Genomic DNA, 20,840 nt, shown 5'->3' with positions numbered 1-20,840 from the left:
AGAGGGGACTGAGGGAATGGCGATTGATATTTTTGAAAAGCTGGAACAGCTGATTCAATACGGGATTAATAAAGAGCTGATAACATCACTAGATATCGAATATACGAGAAATCGACTGCTTGAGGTGCTCAGGCTCGATGAAGCGGAAGCAAGAACAGTTTCAGTCTCAGTAGAAGAAGACCTTGAAGACATCTTAATGCCGATGCTCGATTGGGCAGTAGAAACAGGACTTATCCCTGAGGGGACGGATACGTATCGTGATTTACTAGATGCGAAAATCATGGGCTGTTTGGTGGCACCTCCAAGTGTCATCTATGCGAAGTTTGAGGAAAAACGTCAGCAGGGAGGACCGAAGGCAGCTACGAGCTGGTTCTATGAAATGCAGCAGCATGCCCACTACATTCATACAGGCAGGATTGCCAAAAATGTACAGTGGTTTACACCAACAGACGATGGCGTGCTGGAGATCACCATTAATCTATCAAAGCCAGAAAAAGACCCTAAAGCCATCGCTCAAGCGAAGAAGCTCAGTCAAAAGCAATATCCTCTTTGTCTCCTTTGTAAAGAAAACGTAGGATTCGAGGGGCGGATTAACCATCCAGCGAGACAGAATCACCGGATTATTCCTGTGACACTCTCAGGTGAATCGTGGTTTCTGCAATTTTCACCTTATGTGTATTACAACGAGCACTGCATAGTGTTCAAAGGCAAACATGAGCCAATGAGCATCACCAAAGAGACCTTTGAACGACTGCTTTCCTTCATATCTATATACCCGCACTATTTCATCGGGTCGAACGCCGACCTTCCGATTGTCGGAGGCAGTATATTAAGTCATGACCATTTTCAGGGTGGTGCACATGAATTTCCGATGGCAAAAGCAGAGATGGAAGAGGTCTTTTCTCTCAACGCCTTCCCAGATGTGCAAGCTGGTATTGTGAAATGGCCGATGTCTGTGATCCGCCTTCGAAGCAGTGAGCGGCAGTCGCTCGCAGATGCAGCAGACTTTATCTTACATGAGTGGAAACTGTATTCAGATGAAGAGGTGGGGGTCATCGCTCATACAGGAGAGACTCCTCACAATACCGTTACACCTATTGCGCGGCGCCACGGGGATGCCTATGAATTAGATTTAGTGCTGCGTAATAACCGTACAGACAAGCAGCACCCGGACGGCATTTTCCATCCGCACGAAGAAGTCCACCATATTAAAAAAGAGAATATCGGATTAATTGAAGTCATGGGCCTTGCTGTGCTTCCCGGTAGATTAGCAGAGGAATTAAGCCAATTAAAAGAGGCTTTGCTATCTGAAAGCCCACTTGAAGAAATCAAAGCCCGGCCTGCGATCATGAAGCACGAGACTTGGGCAAAGCGGCTGCTTGAAGAGAACGCCTTTACAGAGGAGAATACCGAAACCATTTTACAAAAAGAAATCGGCATTATTTTTTCTCGAATTCTCTCCCAAGCAGGTGTGTTTAAAAGAACTGAGCAAGGGAAAACAGCTTTTAACCGTTTCATTCAAACACTTCAAACAGGCAGGTGATTAGATGATTGAACAAGTAAGAGAGCTAATGGAAGAAAAGCAGCTCGATGGTGTTTTGATTCAAAAGCGAAATAACTTCTCCTGGCTCACAGGCGGAAGAAGGAATCACATTGTGTTAAATACGCCAGAGGGCGTGTGTCAGCTGCTCGTCTTAAAAGACGACCTCGTTCTCATTGTGAATCAAATGGAAGAAAAGCGGATCATTGAAGAAGAAATGGCGCACGTCGATCATCCGTATCAAGTGGTCACAATGGATTGGTATGAGGATGAGGCCCCATACATTCAAGAACTCGCAAAAGGTAAACGAATTGGGACGGATATTCAAATGGATGGATTCGAATGGATTGAACCGAATTTGTCGCATGTCCGCTCGATCCTTACTGCCTCACAGCTCAGACAATATGAAACGCTTTGTCATGAAACAGCGGTCATTGTAGAAAGTGTCTGTCAAGAAATCGTTCCAGGGCAGACCGAGAACGAAATTGCTTCACTTGTTGCCCAAAGAGCTATTGCGCAAGGGATGACGATAGAGGTTCTGCTTGTGGCAACGGATGACCGGATCCATCAATACCGTCACCCGATTCCAACAGATAAATCTCTTCAAAAGCACGCGCTTGTTGTTCTCTGCGCGGAGCGGCACGGGCTCGTTGCAAATGTCACAAGGTCTGTTTACTTTGGTCAGCTTCCGAAGGAGCTTGAAGAGAACAAAGAGCGGCTAGCACGAATTGACACGGTCATGAATGCCGCCACACGTCCTGGGAAAACATTAGGTGATGTTCTGAAAGCAGGTATTGCTCAGTACGAAAAAGAGGGCTTCCCTGATAGCTGGAAAAAGCTTCATCAAGGGGGCAAGACGGGATTTGTATCTAGGGAAATCATTGCCGTTCCCTCATCGAAGGAAGAAATTCAGCTGCATCAAGTGTTTACATGGAACCCTTCGTTGCCTGGACTGAAATCAGAGGATACGATTGTTGTAGAAAAAGAGGGCAATCGCTTTTTAACGTATACAGGCAAGTGGACGTACATGGACATTGAACATGAAGGGAAGATCTATAGACGACCTGACATCTTAGTGAGAGATGAATAAATGCAGAGTGCCGGCGCTGAGCCGGTTTTTTGCTGGAAGTCTTTAGCGAGATTCCACTAATTCAGCATCATTACCAATTCTTACAGCGTATATACAGAGGATCGATACTTTCTTTTCTTGTGAACTTGCGTTAAAATGAGTAAGGTTTTTGTTAAATGTGGGGATGCCTATTTCAAAATTGTTTACCTAGATAAAATTTCATTAAGTTAAATTGAAATTTGACCAAACTTTTTTATTGTGGTAAACCTAAATTTGACAAAGTTCTTGATTGTTTGTCCTTTGCCTTCAACTCTCAATTTTTCAAAATCCTAGAAATTTATTGTGTGTGCAATAATATAAATTTATGTCGAATTTATGACATTTTAATAGAAATCTGTTGAAAAATAAATGAACTTTTGAAAAAAGGGAAGCTAACTCTAACAGATTTTGATAGCATTACAAAGGGAAGAAAAGTTTTCGAAGGCAGATGGCTTTTCACAATTATTCAGCAATTTATACATTATCTAAGGAAGGATGGTGATCTTCTTGTTCAGAGCCATTAAACCTATGCTTTTATTAGCGATGCTCGTGAGTGTTTTTTTATTAGGAGGTTGCAGCAATATCGCTGTTTTAGATCCTAAAGGACCTGTCGCAGCACAACAAAAAGACTTAATCCTTTTATCCATCGGATTCATGCTCTTTATCGTTGGTGCGGTATTTGTACTGTTTACCATCATTTTGGTTAAATACCGTGAGCGTAAGGACGTTGGAAACGCCTCTTATAACCCAGAACTACACGGGAATACGCTTCTAGAAGTTGTCTGGACAGTGATCCCAATATTAATCGTTGCTGCCCTTTCAGTTCCAACTGTAAAAACAATTTACTCTTTGGAAGAGGCACCTCAAGCAACAAGCCATAAAGATCCTCTTGTCGTTTATGCTACAGCTGTTGATTGGAAATGGATCTTCAGCTATCCAGAGGAAAATATTGAGACAGTGAACTACTTAAACATTCCAAAAGATCAGCCGGTTTTATTCAAAATCACTTCTGCTGATACAATGGCATCACTATGGATTCCTCAGCTAGGCGGGGAGAAGTATGCGATGGCTGGAATGGAGATGGAACAATATCTTCAAGCTGATCAAGTTGGCACATATGAAGGAAGAAACGCTAACTTCACAGGCGAAGGCTTTGCTCAGCAAAAATTCAAAGTCAATGCGATGACGCAGTCTGACTATGATAAATGGGTAAGCAAATCGAAAAAAGAAGCACCGAAGTTAACGAAGAAAACGTATGACTACTTGATGCTTCCTGATGCTGCAGATGTGCAGACATTCTCATCAACACATTTATCCTTTGCGAAGCATGGAGAGGATTCTGAATACGCACTCCAAGCACGCAAACGTTTAGGTTACCAATCAGTTTCTCCGCATTCCAAAACAGATCCTTTCGAGAATGTGAAGAACTATAAAAGAAAACTAGATAATGAATAAACTGACTAAGGAAAGGAGGAGGCCGTTATGCATTTGAAATGGGATGAGTTTTTTGTAACTGGAGACCCATTAATTCTTGGTGCGCAAATTTCTATCGCTCTTACTTCCATTGCTATCGTGTTTGTTTTAACCTACTTTAAAAAGTGGAAATGGCTCTGGAAAGAATGGCTAACATCAGTTGATCATAAAAAGCTTGGGATCATGTATATCCTTGCTGCTGTGATTATGTTCTTCCGCGGTGGGGTAGACGGACTGATGATGCGCGCACAGCTGGCGCTTCCTAATAATACGTTTTTAGATTCCAACCACTATAATGAAATATTCACAACGCATGGTACGATCATGATTCTATTCATGGCGATGCCATTTTTAATTGGTTTAATCAACGTCGTTGTTCCTCTTCAAATTGGTGCACGTGACGTTGCATTCCCTTATTTGAACAACCTGAGCTTCTGGACATTTATGGTCGGAGCGATGCTGTTCAACATTTCCTTCGTAATTGGAGGATCACCAAGTGCAGGCTGGACGAGTTACATGCCGCTCGCCGGAAATGATTTCTCACCAGGACCTGGACAGAACTATTACTTGCTCGGGCTCCAAATTGCAGGTATTGGTACACTTATGACTGGTATTAACTTCATGGTGACCATTTTAAAAATGCGTACAAAAGGTATGACGCTTATGCGTATGCCAATGTTTACATGGACAACATTGATCACGTCTGTCATCATCGTATTCGCATTCCCTGTACTAACAGTTGCTTTAGCACTTATGACATTTGATCGTTTATTCGGTTCTGCATTCTTTACACTCGAAGCAGGCGGTATGCCAATGCTTTGGGCGAACCTTTTCTGGATTTGGGGACATCCTGAGGTATATATCGTTATCCTGCCGGCTTTCGGTATTTTCTCAGAAATCTTTGCGACGTTCTCAAGAAAACAGTTGTTTGGTTACAAAGCGATGGTTGTATCGATTGTGGCAATCTCTGTTCTTAGTTTCCTTGTGTGGGTTCACCACTTCTTTACAATGGGGAACAGTGCAGCGGTTAACTCATTCTTCTCGATTACAACAATGGCGATTTCTGTACCAACAGGTGTGAAAATCTTTAACTGGCTCTTTACAATGTATCGAGGCCGTATCAGCTTTACTTCACCAATGCTTTGGGCACTTGGTTTCATCCCGAACTTCGTTATCGGTGGTGTCACTGGGGTTATGCTTGCGATGGCAGCTGCGGATTACCAGTACCATAATACGTACTTCCTTGTATCCCACTTCCACTATGTATTAATCGCAGGTACTGTCTTTGCTTGTTTTGCTGGTCTTGTTTTCTGGTATCCAAAAATGTTTGGTTACAAGTTAAACGAAAGAATCGGCAAATGGTTCTTCTGGGTATTCATGATCGGATTTAACATCTGTTTCTTCCCGCAGTACTTCTTAGGACTGCAAGGAATGCCAAGACGTATTTATACGTATGGACCAGAAGATGGCTGGACTGCACTAAACTTTATTTCAACAATTGGTGCATTTATGATGGGTGTCGGATTCATCATCCTTTGCTACAACATTTACTACAGCTGGAGACACGCGAAGCGTGAAGTGTCTGGAGACAGCTGGGGAGAAGGACGTACTCTTGACTGGGCAACATCTTCTGCAATTCCGCCGCATTATAACTTTGCAGCACTTCCAGAAGTGACAACACCAGATGCATTCCATCATTGGAAGCAAAACAATGTAGACGTTCATCCTGAAAAAGAATTCAAGAAAATTCACATGCCGCACAATTCAGGCAGACCGCTTATCATGTCTGCATTCTTCGGACTTGGTGCATTCGGTCTTGTATTTGAATGGTACTGGATTGGCGTTATTGGCTTAATCGGTGTATTCGCAACAATGATTTTACGTTCATTTGAATATGACGATGGCTACTATATTCCTGTTGAAGAAGTGATTGAAACAGAGAAAAAGAATAAGGAGGCGCAGAAGTAATGGGACATAATGATAGCAGCTATGCAAATGCACCGCTTGAATATCAGTCTGAAACGGGACGTTTAAACATCCTTGGTTTCTGGATATTCCTTGGCGCGGAAATCGTGTTATTCTCAACACTTTTTGCGACCTACTTTGTTCTTCATGGCAGAACAGCTGGCGGCGTTTTACCAGCTGAGCTGTTTGATATGAAGCTTGTATTGATCATGACATTCCTGCTATTGGTTAGTTCATTTACATGCGGGATTGCTGTTCATGAAATGCGCCGTGGAAGTACAAAAGGGGTTGTCATTTGGACGATTCTCACACTGCTTCTAGGTGCAGGCTTTGTTGGCTTTGAGATTTTCGAGTTCTTCCATTATGTACATGAGGGTGCGAGCATCCATACAAGTGCGTATTGGTCTGCATTCTTTGTACTCTTAGGAACTCACGGACTACACGTATCCATCGGTATATTCTGGATTACCGGGGTCTTGTTCCAAATTAAAAAACGTGGATTAACTCCACAAACAGCAGCGAAGATTTTTATCTCAAGTCTATACTGGCATTTCCTTGATGTTGTCTGGATTTTCATCTTCACAGCTGTTTACTTGATCGGATTAGGGGGGCTTTTGTGATATGGCTGGAAAAACACATTCCTCAGCAGAGCACGAACACTTCCCTTGGAAACACGTAGTTGGCTTCATTCTTTCTATCGTGCTAACTATTTTAGCATTCTGGATTGCCATTGGAGCTGAAATTGGCAGTTCTGCAAAACTATGGATTATCTTTGGTTTTGCTTTCATTCAAGCGTTCTTGCAGCTATTCATGTTTATGCATATGACAGAAAGCGAGAACGGAACTGTTCAAGTCGGAAATACATTGTTTGGTCTGTTTTGTGCGATTATTTTCGTTATCGGATCTGTTTGGATCTTTGCGGCTCACTACAGCCACGGAGAGAACAGCAAAGACGGTTATTCACCTTCTGCGCCAAAGCAATCTGAGCATTCAGAGAAATAATAAAAAAACCACTCATCTCTTAAAGGTGAGTGGTTTTTATCATGATGTTGATAACGCCTCCAATAAGTGGTGCGTTGTTTATCTGGTGCTGCTGAATCTTTTGCGAATGAATGGAAGTCCATAAATGAGGAACGCTGCAACGTGTGCCAAAATGACGTTAATGGCAAAGAATGCGATCATGAAGGTATGTCCTGCTGGAGATAAACTGCTTGTCATGTAAAGACCGAAGAAAATCCACATAATCATAATAGGTGGAATAGAAGCTAGTGCAATTTTTCTGTTTTCAAGCCATAAAAACAGGGGTGTAGCCGTTGCAATACATAGGTACGCAAAGAACATATCCATCGTATCCAACTCCTTTGTAAGTTGATGTTCAATTCAAATGAGAGGTCAGGATGCAATTGTGTCTGTTTTTAGGAGATATTGTGAACATTTTGTTACAAGTATTATACCACAATTGACTTTGAAGTAAACGCAATAATTGGAAAATGGGCCTTATTCCGTAGAAAGCGGCTTTTTCCTTTTCTCTCCGTACAGCTTATGCTGGCAAGATCATAGCTTGTTATATCATCACATAGGTCATTGAATTTTCCCCTTAATATCTGTAAAATAATCTTTTTAAAGGACTCATGATCGGTTGAATGGAAAGAGTATAGAGGAATTTTTTCCTATTGTTAGGATGAAAAGTATTTCATTTTTTGAAAAATGATTGGAACCTTTCGGATGTATCTTCCGTCATATTTAAGGTGAGTTGCTTTTGTGAAAATTTCAATCTAATATAAATAAGGGCTTTTATGTTTTGTAATAAGGGTGGTTAGTTCATGAACAAGCAGAATACATCTCCGTACTATCAAGGGGATTTAATTTTTATATTTTTAGCCTTCTTTGCCATTAGTGTCATTGCAATTTATGCTGCGGGTCAATTTGGGCAGTATGGATCTAATGCATGGACGAGGCAGATCATTTACTACATGGTCGGCGTTATATGTATTGTAGCCATAAATTACTTTGATTTGGAGCAATTAGAGAAGCTAAGTCTTTATATTTTTATAGGCGGCATCCTGTTGTTACTTTTTCTGAAAGTCGCTCCTGCACAAATCGGAGGTCATGATTTTGCTCCAATTAAAAACGGTGCAAAAAGCTGGTTTGTGATACCGGGGATTGGGACACTTCAGCCCTCAGAGTTCATGAAAATTGGTTTGATTATGATGCTTGCATCTGTCATCGGCAAATCAAGCCCTAGAGGAAAACGGACATTAGAAGACGATATCTTCCTACTATTAAAAATTGCCGGTGTAGCGGCTGTTCCAGTTGGACTGATTTTCTTACAGGATGCAGGTACGGCAGCTGTCTGTATGTTTATTGTCGTTGTGATGGTGTTTTTATCAGGGGTCAATTGGAAGCTGATTTCTCTCATCGGTTCTGTGGTTGTGCTTTTAGTTGCCGCTGTGTTAGCCGTGATCATCCTTTTCCCTGATGTTGCAAAAACAATCGGCATTCAGCAGTATCAGATCAACCGGATTACCGCTTGGCTGCCTGATAGCTCTACGTCAGCCAACCAAGCGCAGACTCAGGATGCGTCTGGGTCTGATAAATATCAAGTAGACCAGGCCATTATGGCTATTGGTGCTGGACAGATTTTTGGGAATGGAGTTAAAAACTTAAAAGTCTATGTCCCAGAAGCACAAACAGATATGATTTTCTCCATTATAGGAGAAGCGTTTGGCTTTATTGGCTGTGCGTTTGTTGTGATCATGTTCTTCTTCTTGATCTACCGGCTTGTCGTACTGATTGACCGTATCCATCCTTATAGCCGATTTGCGTCATTCTTCTGTGTAGGATATACAGCACTTATTGTGATCCATACGTTCCAGAACATTGGGATGAACATTGGTGTGATGCCTGTAACAGGAATTCCGCTTCTATTTATCAGCTTCGGAGGAAGCTCTGTCTTATCTGTTCTCATTGGATTTGGGATTGCTTATAATGCAAGTGTTCAATTAACGAAATACCAAAGTTATTTATTTAAATAAAACGGGTAAGGGCAGTCTAAGCATAGACTGTCTTTTTTCATTCGAGTTTTAATTTTTGAAAAGCCATATGTCTTTGTCTTATGATAGTAGAAGTGAAGGAGGTCTTCGAATTGAACAAAACGATAGAAACGATATTAAATCATCGGTCCATCCGTTCGTTTACAGACGAGCGTTTGTCCGAAGAAGAGGTGCTGACACTCATTAAAAGTGCACAGGCTGCTTCGACATCAAGCTATGTACAGGCGTACAGTATTATTGGTGTGACAAATCAAGAGAAGAAGGCCAAGCTTGCTGAACTGGCTGGGAATCAGCCATACGTTGAGAAGAATGGGCATTTCTTTGTCTTCTGTGCAGACTTGAAACGCCATGATGATATTGCAAAAAAAGCAGGGAAGAATCATCAGGAGGCGCTTGAGAATACAGAAGCCTTTCTCATTAGCGTCATTGATACGGCGCTCGCTGCGCAAAATATGAGTATAGCCGCAGAATCAATGGGACTTGGGATCTGCTATATTGGCGGTCTGCGCAATCAACTGAGAGAAGTCTCTGATTTGCTTGAAACACCATCATATGTGCTGCCGTTATTTGGTCTGGTTGTCGGACATCCAGCGAGTCAATCGTCACAAAAGGAACGGCTGCCAGTTGAACTCATTTATCATGAAAATTCATATCAGCAAGATGAAACGCATGTGGATCGTTATTTAAAAGAATACGATGACCGTATTTCATCATATTATGAAGAACGGACAAACGGAGAGAGAACCGATACTTGGTCTAAGCAGATGCTTCGCGGCTTTAGTCAGCCAAAGCGTGCCTTCCTTGGAGAATTTGTGAAAGAGAAGGGCTTTAATCGAAAATAAATAAGACATCCCCCTTTCGATGGAGAGAGGGGGATTTCTGTAAGAGGAGCAGTAAGATGAAATTAAGTATACTGGATCAATCTCCTTTGATTGGAGATGCAACACCTGCTGAAGCCTTGAAGCAAACGGTTGAATTGGCAAAGCAGGCAGAAAAGTGGGGCTATCACCGTTTTTGGGTATCAGAGCATCATTTTTCAAACCGGCTTGCAGGATCGAGCCCAGAGGTGCTCCTCGGTCATTTATCAGCCGTTACGTCACATATACGTATTGGGTCAGGCGGTGTGATGCTGCCTCACTATAGCGCCTATAAAGTAGCAGAGAACTTCAGGGTTCTCGAAGCCCTCGCTCCTGGCAGAATCGATCTTGGGATTGGACGTGCTCCTGGTGGTATGCCCATTTCCTCCATAGCTCTTCATCATGGTGAACGAAAACGTCTAGGTGATCAATATCCTGAGCAGGTAGAAGAGTTGAAGGTCTATTTACACGACCTAGCGGATGAATTTTATCCGCTCCCCCATTTAACCGCTTCTCCGAAAGTAGAGACTGCACCAGAGGTATGGATGCTTGGTTCCTCTGGAGGAAGTGCAAGACTTGCGGCAAAAGCAGGTGCAGGCTATACGTTTGCACTATTTATCAATGGTGAAGGCGGAGAAGATTCTGTGGAGCAATATATCAACCGGTTCGAACCTTCAGCATTCGGTGATGAGCCGCGCGTCAGTCTCGCGGTCTTCGTTTTATGTGCTGAAACAGAGGAGCAGGCAGAAAAACTGGCAGTCAGCTTAGATTTATCTTTACTCGCCAATGAACAGGGGCAAAACCTCGGAGGCTTTCCTTCATATGAAAGTGCACAAGCTTATTCCTATAGTCCATATGAACAAAAACGAGTGGCTGCCAATCGTCAAAGGATGGTGGTGGGGACGCCATCTTCTGTGAAAAAGCAGCTGACAGCACTAACGAAGGCTTATCGTACAAATGAAGTAATTGCCGTGACCATCACTCACCGCATGCAAGACCGGCTCACATCTTATCGTTTATTAAAAGAAGCCTTTGATGCATAACGTATGTATGTCTGTTTAACGTCCACGCAGCCAGTAGAGAGGGAAGAGGAGCATCATGATGAAAATAAACGAGGCTGTCACAAGCAAACTAAGCGGGTAAATGAAGGACACATAGACCGTCAGCTCGCATGCTTGATGAAAAGGACGAGGATGTTTCGCATATAAAAGGGTGAAAAAATACACCAAGGTGATCGTTAGAAAAAAAGCAGTAAAACAAGAAACGATCCATAGCAATATCAACATCAGTCTCTCTTTCCTCCATATATGATCGAAAAGCCTTGATGAGCTGATCCGCTCATACAAGGCTTTTCTTGTGATTCACATTTATTCAGGGTAAATATCGAAAGGTTCCTTCGTTTGAACAGTGTCGGATTTTCCTTTCAGACTTGCATACGCAAGCATTGTATACTCACCAGGTTCGAGCTTTTGACCTTGATTGATTGTGCCATTCCATTTTACGCGGTGTTCTCCTTTATCAACGTGTTGATAAACACCTGCTTCACCTAAATACTCTCCATCTGTCGAGTAGACGAGGAATGCAAGGTTTTCAGCTCCGCCAGGCAGATAGCTGCTAATGACATAGCTTCCAGCACGGTTATCCGGCTCTACAGAAACCGAAGTGACACGCGGATAATCAGGTTCTTTTACTATCAATAAAGTCGGAATCTCTGTGACCTTTCTGCCATTTTCGCGAAGGGTAATGCTGCCTTGGTACGTTCCTTTTTTGGTTTTACCGTAGTTCACTTGTACCGCGGAAGTAAAGGCCCCCGTGGAATTCCCTTTGACAGTGATTTTCTTCGTTCCGTTTGTGCTGATGCCGCTGCCATCAAATTTGTAATCAATGGTATACGTTTTCGGTGCTTTTGATAGGTTTTCTACCTTGAATTTCTTTGTTTTGATTTGAACGCCTTTTTCTTTCAAGAAAGTGCCGTAAGAATAACTCGCATCAGAAACGATAGATGACGCTTGGAGTGATTCGATGATTCGAACACTGCCTGTCCCTTGTGTGTTGTGAGGGAATGGGCTGCCGTTTACGTCGAATAGTTTTTCTGCTGTATTCATCAGCAATGCTTTAATTTGTTCTGTTGAGTAAGATGGTTTTGCTTGCTTCATGATCGCTGCAACTCCTGCCACATGCGGTGAAGCCATGCTTGTTCCTTGCTTTGAGCCATATCCGTAAGGCTGAGAAGGATCATGCGTTGGGATGGTACTTACAATGCTGACGCCTGGCGCTGATAAATCAGGCTTAATCATCCACGTATCCACAACTGGTCCGCGAGAGGAGAAGTCAGCGACTTGCTCACTAAGCTCTTTGACAAATTGAATGGAGAAAGTCGTTGTATTGTTTCCAGCCTCAATGGCTTTGACAAGCGCCGTTCCTTCAGCTTTTGATAGCTTAATCGTTGGAAGAGCGAGACCTGGTACATCGACTGGAATTTCTCCATCGGTGTTGTTATACATCACAACGCCGATTGCACCAGCAGCTTTTGCATTGTCGACTTTATCAACAAAGGCAATGGCTCCTCGTTCGATCACGGCAACCTTTCCTTTCACATCGATGTCTTCAAATGCTTTTTCGTCACCGATACCTGCATGGACGAGTGTGACTTGTTTTTGGTCAAGTGCTTTTAAATCACTCTCTTGGTAGTAGCCCATCACTTTTGCAGTAGAATAGTTCGGGAATTTCACATTGTAAAGGCTATACGGAAGCTGAGTTGCTCCGACTGAAATGGCATCTCTTGACGTGCCGGGAGATCCGACTGTCCAGCTGTTTGGACCGCTGTTTCCATTCGATGTGACAGCGACAACGCCTTCAGACATAGCCCAATCGAGTGCGATACTTGTGGCATAATCAGGGTTATTCACACTGTTTCCGAGAGAGAGGTTCATGACATCTGCTCCATCAGTAACAGCACGGTCGATGCCTGCAAGGACGTTTTCAGTTGTCCCAGAACCGCCTGGTCCAAGTACACGGTACGCAAGAAGTGTGGCATCCTTTGCGACACCTTTAATTTGTCCATTGGCAGCGATTGTTCCTGCGACGTGCGTGCCGTGATCTGTCGATTCACCTCTAGGGTCTCCTTTAGGTGTCTCTTGCGGAGAATAATCGTTATCAACAAAATCATAGCCTTTGTATAAACCGAAGTTTCCTTTTAAATCAGGGTGGGTATAGTCTACTCCAGTATCAATGACTGCAACTTTGACCCCTTTTCCAGAATAGCCGGCATCCCAAGCTTTTGGTGCACCGATAAATGGAGCGCTTTTATCCATAAGAGGTGAAACATCTTCATTTGGAAGCTGAATGCTTTCCTTTTTCACTTCATCTGTTTGATATGTAACATCCGGATAAACGGCTTTTACTCCGTCAACTGCGAGTAGCTTCGGAATTTCGTTTGCAGGAAGTTTCATAGAGAAACCAGAGAAGACTTTTTCATATTCTTGACGAACACTAGCTTTATCAACTTCTTTGAGTGCTGCATTTTTTATTTTTGTTCGAGATTTTTTGAGGGAGGCCTTTGTTTGAGCTTTGCCTTCTTGCTTTGCTTCAACTAAGGATTTTTCCTTTAATTCAACAATAACAGTGGTATGTTTTCTAGATTTGACATTGATTTCACCGAAGATTTCTGCTTTTTCCAGTTCCACCTGTTTGTTCGATGGAGCGGCACTAGCCTGTTGACCTGTAAAGAATGTGGATAAAATAAAAATAGTGGAGAACAATAGAATAGAAGAACGAGAGATAACCTTTTTCATTAATTTTCCCCTTTCTAGCTGTGTTTTTAGGGAGATAGCCTTTCTTTTTGTGGATAAATAGGAAAGATTCACTGCCCGTTATTAAGTATTCAATACGATGAAAACAATTCCTTTACTAAAATGGTCTTATTTTACATAGTCATAAAGAACTATTTTGTTTATAAAGTCTCACTTATGCACAAACTTCTGTTGATAACTCAATTATTTAGATATATATATGGAAAATAAAAAAATCCCATACACAAAATCTAGTAGTAGGGTGTTGATATGTGGATAAACCCTGTTGATAAGGTGTGCTTATCTTTTGGATATAGTGTGTATAAAATTTTTATTCAAACACCCTCATACATGATCATCTTCTCCACTTTTCAACAAAACTTCTGAAAACTAGTTTGTTTTTTCACCCAGATTGTGACAAACCTCTCTTTTTTCTCGGGATATGATAGGAGCAGTTGTTTTGCTAGAACTGCTAGATTCTAAGAAAAGCGGAGGGATGTTCAGTGAAGAAATTCAAAAACTGGTTGAGTGTATGGTTTGGTTTCGTGATGAATGTGCTTGTGAATCCTGGTGTGATGATGAAGCAGCAACGTTTTCAGGCGGCTGCTGCGGTGGATGATCGTTTCTTTCAAGTTGTGAACGAGGGAGAGCTAGAGAAGCTGGCAGAAGAAAAGAACAAGAAGCGCAGGTCAGAGAAACCGTTTAAGCAAAGTCTGATGATGCTTGATGAGAAGACGACGAGAGAGGCGCGTGCTGGTCCGCTCTTACCTTTACATGGGAGATGAAACAGGGTAAAATCCCACATAAGAAACGTTATCTGGTGGGAGAGGATACCCCTTGAAGATATATAAAATATTGAATAACAATGCAGTGGTTGTAAAGGAAGGTGATCAGGAGAAAATTGTGATGGGGCCCGGAATTGCTTTTCAGAAGGGGAAAAATGACGTCGTTCCCGTTCAAAAAATAGAGAAAATCTTTGTTGTGCGTGAAGAAAATGAGAAATTCAAACAAATTCTTGCGACATTGCCCGAAGCGCATATTGAGGTGGCAGAGCATATCATCAGTTATGCAGAGGGTGAACTGATGATGCCGCTTAGTGATCATATCCATATATCACTGACTGACCATTTATCCTTTGCTATAGAGCGTATTCAAAAGGGCATTGTGCTATATAATAAATTGCTTGGTGAGATCAAAGTCTTATATAAGCAGGAATATGATATTGGAAAGTATGCCATTCGTTATGTAAAGGATCGGCTTGGGGTTGAACTGCCGGACGATGAGGCAGGGTATGTGGCACTCCATATTCATACGGCCAAAATGAATACGGAGTCTATGAAAAAGACCGTGAAATATACAACGATGATCAAAGAAATGATCGAGCATATAGAAAGCTATTTTCAGCATTCAATTGATGAGGATAGTATTTCCTATCAGCGGCTTGTGACACATTTGAGGTATGCATTAAGCAGGTTGGAATCAAATGAGGCATTTCAAATCATGGACGATGACATGCTGAGTTTTATCCAAACAAAGTATGATTTGGCTTACCAGTGTGCACGTGGACTCGCTGATTTGTTGAAAAATGAATATGAACTTCATCTCCCTGAATCGGAGATCGGCTACATCACGCTGCATGTCCAGCGTCTGCAGGATGCCGAATTGGTTTAGTGGTTGTGCCTGCATGCAGGCTTTTTTTTGTGCACACTACTTTAAATAGTGTATATGGGTCAATAGATTCGAAAAAAGAGGTTGACGCATATCACGCTCTTATACTATGATGAAAGCGTAATCAAAATTTGATATCGCGGGATTGTGACTGTCAGGCAGGCAAGACCTAAAATTTGCGTAACGAGGGGACGTGTATGTCCTTTTATCGTTGGTGAATTTTAGGTCTTTTTTGCTTTAAAAAAGGAGGAGACAACATGGATTATCAAAAAACAGCTAAAGAATTAACAGAACGATTAGGCGGCAAGGAAAATGTCATCAGTGCCACGCATTGTGCAACAAGACTCAGATTGGTGATGAAAGATGAGGAACTGATTGACAAAGATGCCATTGAGGAACTTGAAGGGGTAAAGGGGGCTTTCTCAAGCTCGGGGCAATTCCAAATCATTTTTGGAACGGGTGCAGTCAACAAAGTATATGAACCATTTGCTCGTGAGACCGGCCTTGAGACAGACGACGAGAAACAAAAACCTGTCAGCCATGATGAAGCAGTGAAACAAAAAATGAATCCACTCGCACGTTTTGCAAAGACGTTATCAAATATTTTTGTGCCGATCATTCCAGCCATTGTTGCAAGCGGTTTATTAATGGGGCTTTTAGGCATGATGAAAGCCTTCAAATGGGCTGACCCAAGCTCCGCGATTTTTCAAATGCTTGATATGTTCTCAAGTGCAGCCTTTATCATTTTGCCGATTTTAATTGGGGTCAGTGCAGCGAAAGAGTTTGGTGGAAATCCGTATTTAGGAGCCGTTATTGGGGGGATTATGATTCACCCGAATCTTCTCAACCCGTGGGGACTGACGGATGCGAAACCAGAGTATATGCATTTATTCAATTTTGATATTGCTCTTCTTGGTTACCAAGGAACAGTCATTCCAGTGTTATTGACTGTGTACATCATGTGCCTTGTTGAAAAGAATTTAAGAAAAGTGGTTCCGAACAGTATTGATTTACTTGTGACTCCATTTGTGACGGTGATTGTGACGGGATTTGTGACGTTTATTGCTGTTGGACCACTTGGAAGAATGCTCGGTACAGGAATTTCGAATGCACTGACATTTATTTATGATCATGCAGGGTTCTTAGCAGGACTCATTTTCGGAGGAGCCTACTCTCTCATTGTGCTCACAGGGGTTCATCATAGCTTCCATGCGATTGAAGCAGGACTGCTGAATGATATTGGGCGTAACTATTTGCTGCCAATTTGGGCGATGTCCAACGTAGCGCAAGGCGGGGCAGGCTTGGCGGTCTTTTTCTTAGCGAAACGCGCGAAAACAAAAGAAATCGCACTTCCTGCAGCCTTCTCAGCTTTCCTAGGGATTACCGAGCCCGTCATATTCGGTGTCAATCTCCGCTATCGTAAGCCGTTTATCGCTGCGATGATTGGAGGCGCATTAGGCGGGGCATTTGTTGTCTTTACAAAGGTAGCAGCCAACGCATATGGTTTAACAGGTATTCCGATGATTGCGATTGCAGCGCCATTCGGTGTGCAAAATGTGGTAAATTATGTGATTGGTATGTTAATCGCTGTTGCAGTCTCATTTACTCTCACTATCATGTTTAAAGTAAAAGAAGTAGAAAAATAAGCAAGGAGTGGTCACAGTCATGACAACAACTGACGCAGCACTTCGTCAAAAGGTAGCAGAACGTATTCGAAACTATGAGCATTTGGTGAAAAAAGATGTGTATCGCCAGCATTTTCATTTAATGCCGCCAGTTGGTCTTTTAAATGACCCGAATGGGTTGATTCATTGGAAAGGGGTTTACCACGTTTTTTATCAGTGGCAGCCATTCAAAACGGGACACGGCGCAAAATTTTGGGGCCATTACACATCGACGGATTTAGTGAATTGGCAGCACGAGGAAGCCGCCCTTGCGCCAAGTGATTGGTTTGATCAAAACGGCTGTTATTCTGGCAGTGCAGTCATTGACGATGGACAGATGTATGTGATGTACACTGGCAACGTTCGAGATGAACAAGGAAACCGCGAGACGTATCAATGTTTAGCTGTTTCAGAGGATGGCATTCATTTTCAGAAAAAAGGTGTCGTGGCGACGCTGCCAGAAGGATTCACCGCCCATTTTCGTGATCCGAAAGTATGGAAGCGAAATGGTCAGTGGTACATGGTTCTAGGTGCACAAAGCCTGAATCTGAAAGGGAATCTCGTCCTGTTTACCTCTGATACTTTAGACAATTGGACGTTTCAAGGCATCATTGCAGGCAGTGGGAAAAATGGATTAGAGGATTTCGGCTACATGTGGGAATGTCCAGATCTATTTGAATTAGATGGCCGGGATGTCTTGATTGTGTCGCCGCAGGGATTAAAGCCAGATGGCTTAAAATATCATAATACACATCAATCAGGTTATTTTGTTGGAAAATTGGATGACCATACTTTTCAATATACGCACGGAGCGTTTGAGGAGCTGGACCGAGGCTTTGACTTCTATGCGCAGCAAACCTTTTTAGACGAATCAGGCAGACGACTTTTAATTGGATGGATGGGAGTGCCTGATCAAGGAGAAGAGCATCATCCAACAATTTCGTATCAATGGATACACTGCCTCACCATTCCGAGAGAGCTGCGTTTAGATGAAGATGGACATCTGATTCAAAGGCCAGTTACTGAGCTCCAGGCGATGAGAACCAACGAACAGGAGCATGTTTTCCATATTAAACGTTCCGTCCAATCGATTCCTGTAGATGATATTACGAGCGCAGAGTTATTCATTGATCAAATTGATACACAAAAAGGGTTTGAATGCTGTATTCGAGCGGCAGCCCGTATCATTTATGATAAAGATGAGGGCAAACTGACATTAGAGCGAGATCGATTTGAAGATCGAACAAAAGAAGTTCGAGAAGTGGCAATAGAGGAATTACACGACCTTCACATCTTCATCGATGCATCGTCAATTGAGATTTTTGTAAACGGAGGCAGAGAAGTATTGACTGCTCGTTATTTTCCTTCCCCGGGAAATAAATCAATCTCAATCAGTGGCAGAAATGAAACAAAGCTTAAACTAAAGACATGGCATTTACAAAGAAAAGCAGATCAATGATCTGCTTCAGCGTGTAGACAAACCCTCGCATTCGGTGTCAGTCCTGCGTGCTGGTGCTCACGAATGTCAAATTCGCTCCGCGCCAGTACTCGTCCTTCCTAGACTGCAAAGGTTTTCTATCACGCTGAAAAGACAAAGGGCTAAAATCAAGATCATTTTAGCCCTTTGTCAACAATCTGAAGCAGATCAATGATCTGCTTTTTTCTAGTGAATTCAACCTGTATCTTAGGGGCTATATCATGTATATACAAGGGTGGTCAGAAGCGGTTTGATGACGTTTTACATATATGATAACAGGTGGAATTATGGTATCATTTTAAAATATATACAGCTGAGGCTGACGTTTATCCAAATGCGGTAGGACAAAAAGGGGTTGTTTACTTGAATTCAAAACAGCAGCCGACGACTAGAAAACGCTTGGAGACAATGGCAGATCATGTTGAAGATAAACGTGAAGAATATAAAGAATTGCTCATTCAAGTCCAATCTATTCTCGGTGAACCTTCTCTAGAGCAGGAAGAATTAAAAGAGAAGCTGTCAGGTACGTATAAACAAATGAAAGAATATGCCTTATTTGTTGAATCTATTGAAGCCTTTATTCGAAAAATGGCCAAAGAATCTGATCAGCAAAAGTAGGTATTCTTTGTGGATAAAAGAGTGTACCCAGACGCGGGTATGCTTTTTTTCATGAAATGAAAGGTGACGTCAATTGAAGATAGAAACGTATATTTATTTGGAGAACAAGAAGAAGTTTGTACCCATTGATGATATTGAAAAGATCAAAATATTCGTTGTGGTTGACGTGATGAATTTGAGAGAATAGAGAAGGTATACAAGAGCTTGTAAGTACAAACAAAAACCGATTCGCCCATTAACAAGGCGAATCGGTTTTTTCTATTCTACTTATCAAAACGATGAGCAGAATGCTTTGTTGGTCCGATGTATTCATTTAGCTGGAAAGAGCCTTTGATGGCAGCTGTGATGAATTCTTTTGCTGCATAAATGGCTTCTTTCACGTCTGAGCCGTTTGCTAGTTCAGCTGTGACTGCTGCTGAGAATGTGCAGCCTGCGCCGTGTGTGTAATCTGTATCGATCTTATCTGTTTCAAGTCGTTCGAAGGTTTGTCCATCATAAAGCAAATCGATCGCTTTATCTGGGCTTAGCTTACCGCCTCCAGTGATGACCACATACTTGGCACCAAGTTCGTGAATGCGTTTTGCTGCTTCTTCCATTTGTTCGATCGTTTTGATCTCACCGATTCCGCTTAATTGACCTGCTTCGAAAAGGTTAGGCGTGATGACGGTTGCCAGTGGCGTAAGCTTTTCGCGCAGTGCTTCAGCGTGCTCCGGATATAGCACTTCGTTCGCACCCTTACAAACCATAACAGGATCAATGACGACATTTTTTAGGTCATATGTTTTGATGGTGTCCGCTGCCAGTTCGATCACGTCGACTGTTGGGAGCATACCCGTTTTCAGCGCATCTACCCCAATGCCTTCTACAATGGTAGAGAGCTGTGCACGAATTGTCGCCGTATCAATTGGAAACACCTGATGATCCCAATGGTTATGTGGGTCCATTGCAACGACAACGGTTAAAGCTGTCATCCCGTAGACGTTTTTTTCTTGAAACGTTTTTAAATCTGCTTGGATACCTGCACCGCCGCTTGAATCCGAGCCTGCGATGGTGAGTGCTTTATTCATAGACATAGTTGCTGAACCTCCAATGTGATGTGTAACAGTTACTGTTCTATCCCTTATTATAATCAGCTTTTCCATTTATCACAATGAAACGACATAAAAAAGCGTTCCACCCTAGGAAGAACGCCTTTCCCCTTACCTTTTACAAATCACCAATTTCCCCTTTTTCAGTTCGTCTAAAAGTGATAAAGCTAATTCCTGATCGGCGCCAACCGACATCAATTTGGCCATGAGCTCGTCATCCCGGGTGCGGATGACATTGGCAATTTGATCTAAAATCCCTTGATCGACCGCTGTCATGCTTTTGGCATTCGTATGCTCTGTGACGGTATCAGAGCGTTCTGGATCGTACGCAAAAACAAAAATATCATCCTTTGCTGAACGTATTTGTTCAATGGTCTGGTTGGCTTCTTTGCTATTTTCTACTGTGAAATATTCCATCATGATCACTCCTTTTCATCAAAAATTCCCATTTTCCCGTCATATCAAACCGCCTTTTATATCATGAGAAGAACGCCATTTTATGTTTTAATGGAAAAAGACGAATCTATTAAAGGAGTAA

At 42.3% G+C, this 20,840-nt stretch carries 19 protein-coding genes; 14 read left to right on the top strand and 5 right to left on the bottom strand.

Annotated elements, in window-relative coordinates; translation table 11 throughout:
* Positions 1-16: 16 nt before the first annotated feature.
* From galT to qoxD, 6 genes are all read left to right on the top strand, one after another.
* Positions 17-1,543, top strand: coding sequence for a UDP-glucose--hexose-1-phosphate uridylyltransferase (gene galT / locus MHI16_RS17655; protein ID WP_058013384.1), 1,527 nt, complete (start codon positions 17-19; stop codon positions 1,541-1,543).
* 4 nt (positions 1,544-1,547) lie between these two features.
* Positions 1,548-2,630, top strand: coding sequence for an aminopeptidase P family N-terminal domain-containing protein (locus tag MHI16_RS17650; RefSeq protein ID WP_058013385.1), 1,083 nt, complete (start codon positions 1,548-1,550; stop codon positions 2,628-2,630).
* A 516-nt stretch (positions 2,631-3,146) separates the two neighbouring features.
* Complete coding sequence (gene qoxA / locus MHI16_RS17645) at positions 3,147-4,103, top strand: cytochrome aa3 quinol oxidase subunit II (protein ID WP_144461925.1); 957 nt, start codon at positions 3,147-3,149, stop codon at positions 4,101-4,103.
* A 27-nt stretch (positions 4,104-4,130) separates the two neighbouring features.
* Positions 4,131-6,089: a cytochrome aa3 quinol oxidase subunit I gene (gene qoxB, locus MHI16_RS17640; RefSeq protein WP_003215069.1), complete on the top strand. Its 1,959-nt coding sequence runs from the start codon at positions 4,131-4,133 to the stop codon at positions 6,087-6,089.
* Positions 6,089-6,706: a cytochrome aa3 quinol oxidase subunit III gene (qoxC, locus tag MHI16_RS17635; protein ID WP_007497820.1), complete on the top strand. Its 618-nt coding sequence runs from the start codon at positions 6,089-6,091 to the stop codon at positions 6,704-6,706. Before qoxB ends, qoxC begins: the two co-directional genes overlap by 1 nt.
* Before the next feature lies 1 nt (position 6,707).
* On the top strand, positions 6,708-7,088 hold the full coding sequence (gene qoxD / locus MHI16_RS17630; protein ID WP_007497818.1) for a cytochrome aa3 quinol oxidase subunit IV: 381 nt from the start codon (positions 6,708-6,710) through the stop codon (positions 7,086-7,088).
* 78 nt (positions 7,089-7,166) lie between these two features.
* Here the strand turns inward: qoxD and MHI16_RS17625 are convergent, their stop codons facing one another.
* Entirely contained in the window at positions 7,167-7,433 is a 267-nt protein-coding gene (locus MHI16_RS17625) for a spore morphogenesis/germination protein YwcE (RefSeq protein ID WP_058013387.1), read from the bottom strand.
* 476 nt (positions 7,434-7,909) lie between these two features.
* Between MHI16_RS17625 and MHI16_RS17620 the strand changes: the two genes are divergently transcribed.
* From MHI16_RS17620 to MHI16_RS17610, 3 genes are all read left to right on the top strand, one after another.
* On the top strand, positions 7,910-9,121 hold the full coding sequence (locus MHI16_RS17620; RefSeq protein ID WP_058013388.1) for an FtsW/RodA/SpoVE family cell cycle protein: 1,212 nt from the start codon (positions 7,910-7,912) through the stop codon (positions 9,119-9,121).
* 110 nt (positions 9,122-9,231) lie between these two features.
* Positions 9,232-9,981: an oxygen-insensitive NADPH nitroreductase gene (nfsA, locus tag MHI16_RS17615; RefSeq protein ID WP_058013389.1), complete on the top strand. Its 750-nt coding sequence runs from the start codon at positions 9,232-9,234 to the stop codon at positions 9,979-9,981.
* Between the two features lie 56 nt (positions 9,982-10,037).
* On the top strand, positions 10,038-11,039 hold the full coding sequence (locus MHI16_RS17610) for an LLM class flavin-dependent oxidoreductase (RefSeq protein WP_061409953.1): 1,002 nt from the start codon (positions 10,038-10,040) through the stop codon (positions 11,037-11,039).
* A 15-nt stretch (positions 11,040-11,054) separates the two neighbouring features.
* On the opposite strand, the gene MHI16_RS17605 is transcribed toward MHI16_RS17610, so the two are convergent.
* Both MHI16_RS17605 and MHI16_RS17600 read right to left on the bottom strand, forming a co-directional pair.
* Positions 11,055-11,282, bottom strand: a complete 228-nt coding sequence (locus MHI16_RS17605; RefSeq protein WP_058013391.1) for a hypothetical protein — start codon at positions 11,280-11,282, stop codon at positions 11,055-11,057.
* A gap of 81 nt (positions 11,283-11,363) precedes the next feature.
* On the bottom strand, positions 11,364-13,790 hold the full coding sequence (locus MHI16_RS17600; RefSeq protein WP_058013392.1) for a S8 family serine peptidase: 2,427 nt from the start codon (positions 13,788-13,790) through the stop codon (positions 11,364-11,366).
* Positions 13,791-14,290: 500 nt separating this feature from the next.
* On the opposite strand from MHI16_RS17600, the gene MHI16_RS17595 reads away from it, so the two are divergent.
* The 5 genes from MHI16_RS17595 to MHI16_RS17575 all read left to right on the top strand — a co-directional run bounded on the left by MHI16_RS17595 (position 14,291) and on the right by MHI16_RS17575 (position 19,214).
* Positions 14,291-14,572, top strand: a complete 282-nt coding sequence (locus MHI16_RS17595; RefSeq protein WP_058013393.1) for a hypothetical protein — start codon at positions 14,291-14,293, stop codon at positions 14,570-14,572.
* Positions 14,573-14,624: 52 nt separating this feature from the next.
* Positions 14,625-15,458, top strand: a complete 834-nt coding sequence (locus MHI16_RS17590; protein WP_058013394.1) for a PRD domain-containing protein — start codon at positions 14,625-14,627, stop codon at positions 15,456-15,458.
* 254 nt (positions 15,459-15,712) lie between these two features.
* Entirely contained in the window at positions 15,713-17,101 is a 1,389-nt protein-coding gene (locus MHI16_RS17585; RefSeq protein ID WP_058013395.1) for a sucrose-specific PTS transporter subunit IIBC, read from the top strand.
* 19 nt (positions 17,102-17,120) lie between these two features.
* Positions 17,121-18,578, top strand: a complete 1,458-nt coding sequence (locus MHI16_RS17580; RefSeq protein WP_058013396.1) for a sucrose-6-phosphate hydrolase — start codon at positions 17,121-17,123, stop codon at positions 18,576-18,578.
* 381 nt (positions 18,579-18,959) lie between these two features.
* Positions 18,960-19,214 carry a hypothetical protein gene (locus MHI16_RS17575; protein WP_058013397.1) on the top strand — a complete coding sequence of 85 codons (255 nt, stop codon included), beginning with the start codon at positions 18,960-18,962 and terminating at the stop codon, positions 19,212-19,214.
* A 263-nt stretch (positions 19,215-19,477) separates the two neighbouring features.
* Here MHI16_RS17575 and MHI16_RS17570 read toward each other — a convergent pair whose 3' ends face one another.
* Positions 19,478-20,287 carry a bifunctional hydroxymethylpyrimidine kinase/phosphomethylpyrimidine kinase gene (locus MHI16_RS17570; protein ID WP_058013398.1) on the bottom strand — a complete coding sequence of 270 codons (810 nt, stop codon included), beginning with the start codon at positions 20,285-20,287 and terminating at the stop codon, positions 19,478-19,480.
* 126 nt (positions 20,288-20,413) lie between these two features.
* A complete protein-coding gene (locus MHI16_RS17565) occupies positions 20,414-20,719 on the bottom strand; it encodes a general stress protein (protein WP_058013399.1) in 306 nt (101 codons plus the stop codon).
* Between the last annotated feature and the right edge of the window lie 121 nt (positions 20,720-20,840).

The sequence above is a fragment of the Bacillus sp. FSL K6-0923 genome, from assembly GCF_038630825.1.
Classification (GTDB): Bacteria; Bacillota; Bacilli; order Bacillales; family Bacillaceae; genus Bacillus; species Bacillus pumilus.
The sequence above is the reverse complement of the archived record's forward strand: the minus strand, read 5'-3'. Positions and strand labels throughout refer to the sequence as shown.

What these genes read in the sequence shown, in the direction of transcription:
- MHI16_RS17650 (WP_058013385.1), top strand. Translation starts at nt 1,548, where the DNA reads ATGATTGAACAAGTAAGAGAGCTAATGGAAGAAAAGCAGCTCGATGGT.
- MHI16_RS17610 (WP_061409953.1), top strand. Translation starts at nt 10,038, where the DNA reads ATGAAATTAAGTATACTGGATCAATCTCCTTTGATTGGAGATGCAACA.
- galT (WP_058013384.1), top strand. Translation starts at nt 17, where the DNA reads ATGGCGATTGATATTTTTGAAAAGCTGGAACAGCTGATTCAATACGGG.
- qoxB (WP_003215069.1), top strand. Translation starts at nt 4,131, where the DNA reads ATGCATTTGAAATGGGATGAGTTTTTTGTAACTGGAGACCCATTAATT.
- qoxC (WP_007497820.1), top strand. Translation starts at nt 6,089, where the DNA reads ATGGGACATAATGATAGCAGCTATGCAAATGCACCGCTTGAATATCAG.
- qoxD (WP_007497818.1), top strand. Translation starts at nt 6,708, where the DNA reads ATGGCTGGAAAAACACATTCCTCAGCAGAGCACGAACACTTCCCTTGG.
- MHI16_RS17565 (WP_058013399.1), bottom strand. Translation starts at nt 20,719, where the DNA reads ATGGAATATTTCACAGTAGAAAATAGCAAAGAAGCCAACCAGACCATT.
- MHI16_RS17600 (WP_058013392.1), bottom strand. Translation starts at nt 13,790, where the DNA reads ATGAAAAAGGTTATCTCTCGTTCTTCTATTCTATTGTTCTCCACTATT.
- MHI16_RS17580 (WP_058013396.1), top strand. Translation starts at nt 17,121, where the DNA reads ATGACAACAACTGACGCAGCACTTCGTCAAAAGGTAGCAGAACGTATT.
- MHI16_RS17605 (WP_058013391.1), bottom strand. Translation starts at nt 11,282, where the DNA reads ATGTTGATATTGCTATGGATCGTTTCTTGTTTTACTGCTTTTTTTCTA.
- MHI16_RS17625 (WP_058013387.1), bottom strand. Translation starts at nt 7,433, where the DNA reads ATGGATATGTTCTTTGCGTACCTATGTATTGCAACGGCTACACCCCTG.
- MHI16_RS17570 (WP_058013398.1), bottom strand. Translation starts at nt 20,287, where the DNA reads ATGTCTATGAATAAAGCACTCACCATCGCAGGCTCGGATTCAAGCGGC.
- MHI16_RS17620 (WP_058013388.1), top strand. Translation starts at nt 7,910, where the DNA reads ATGAACAAGCAGAATACATCTCCGTACTATCAAGGGGATTTAATTTTT.
- MHI16_RS17585 (WP_058013395.1), top strand. Translation starts at nt 15,713, where the DNA reads ATGGATTATCAAAAAACAGCTAAAGAATTAACAGAACGATTAGGCGGC.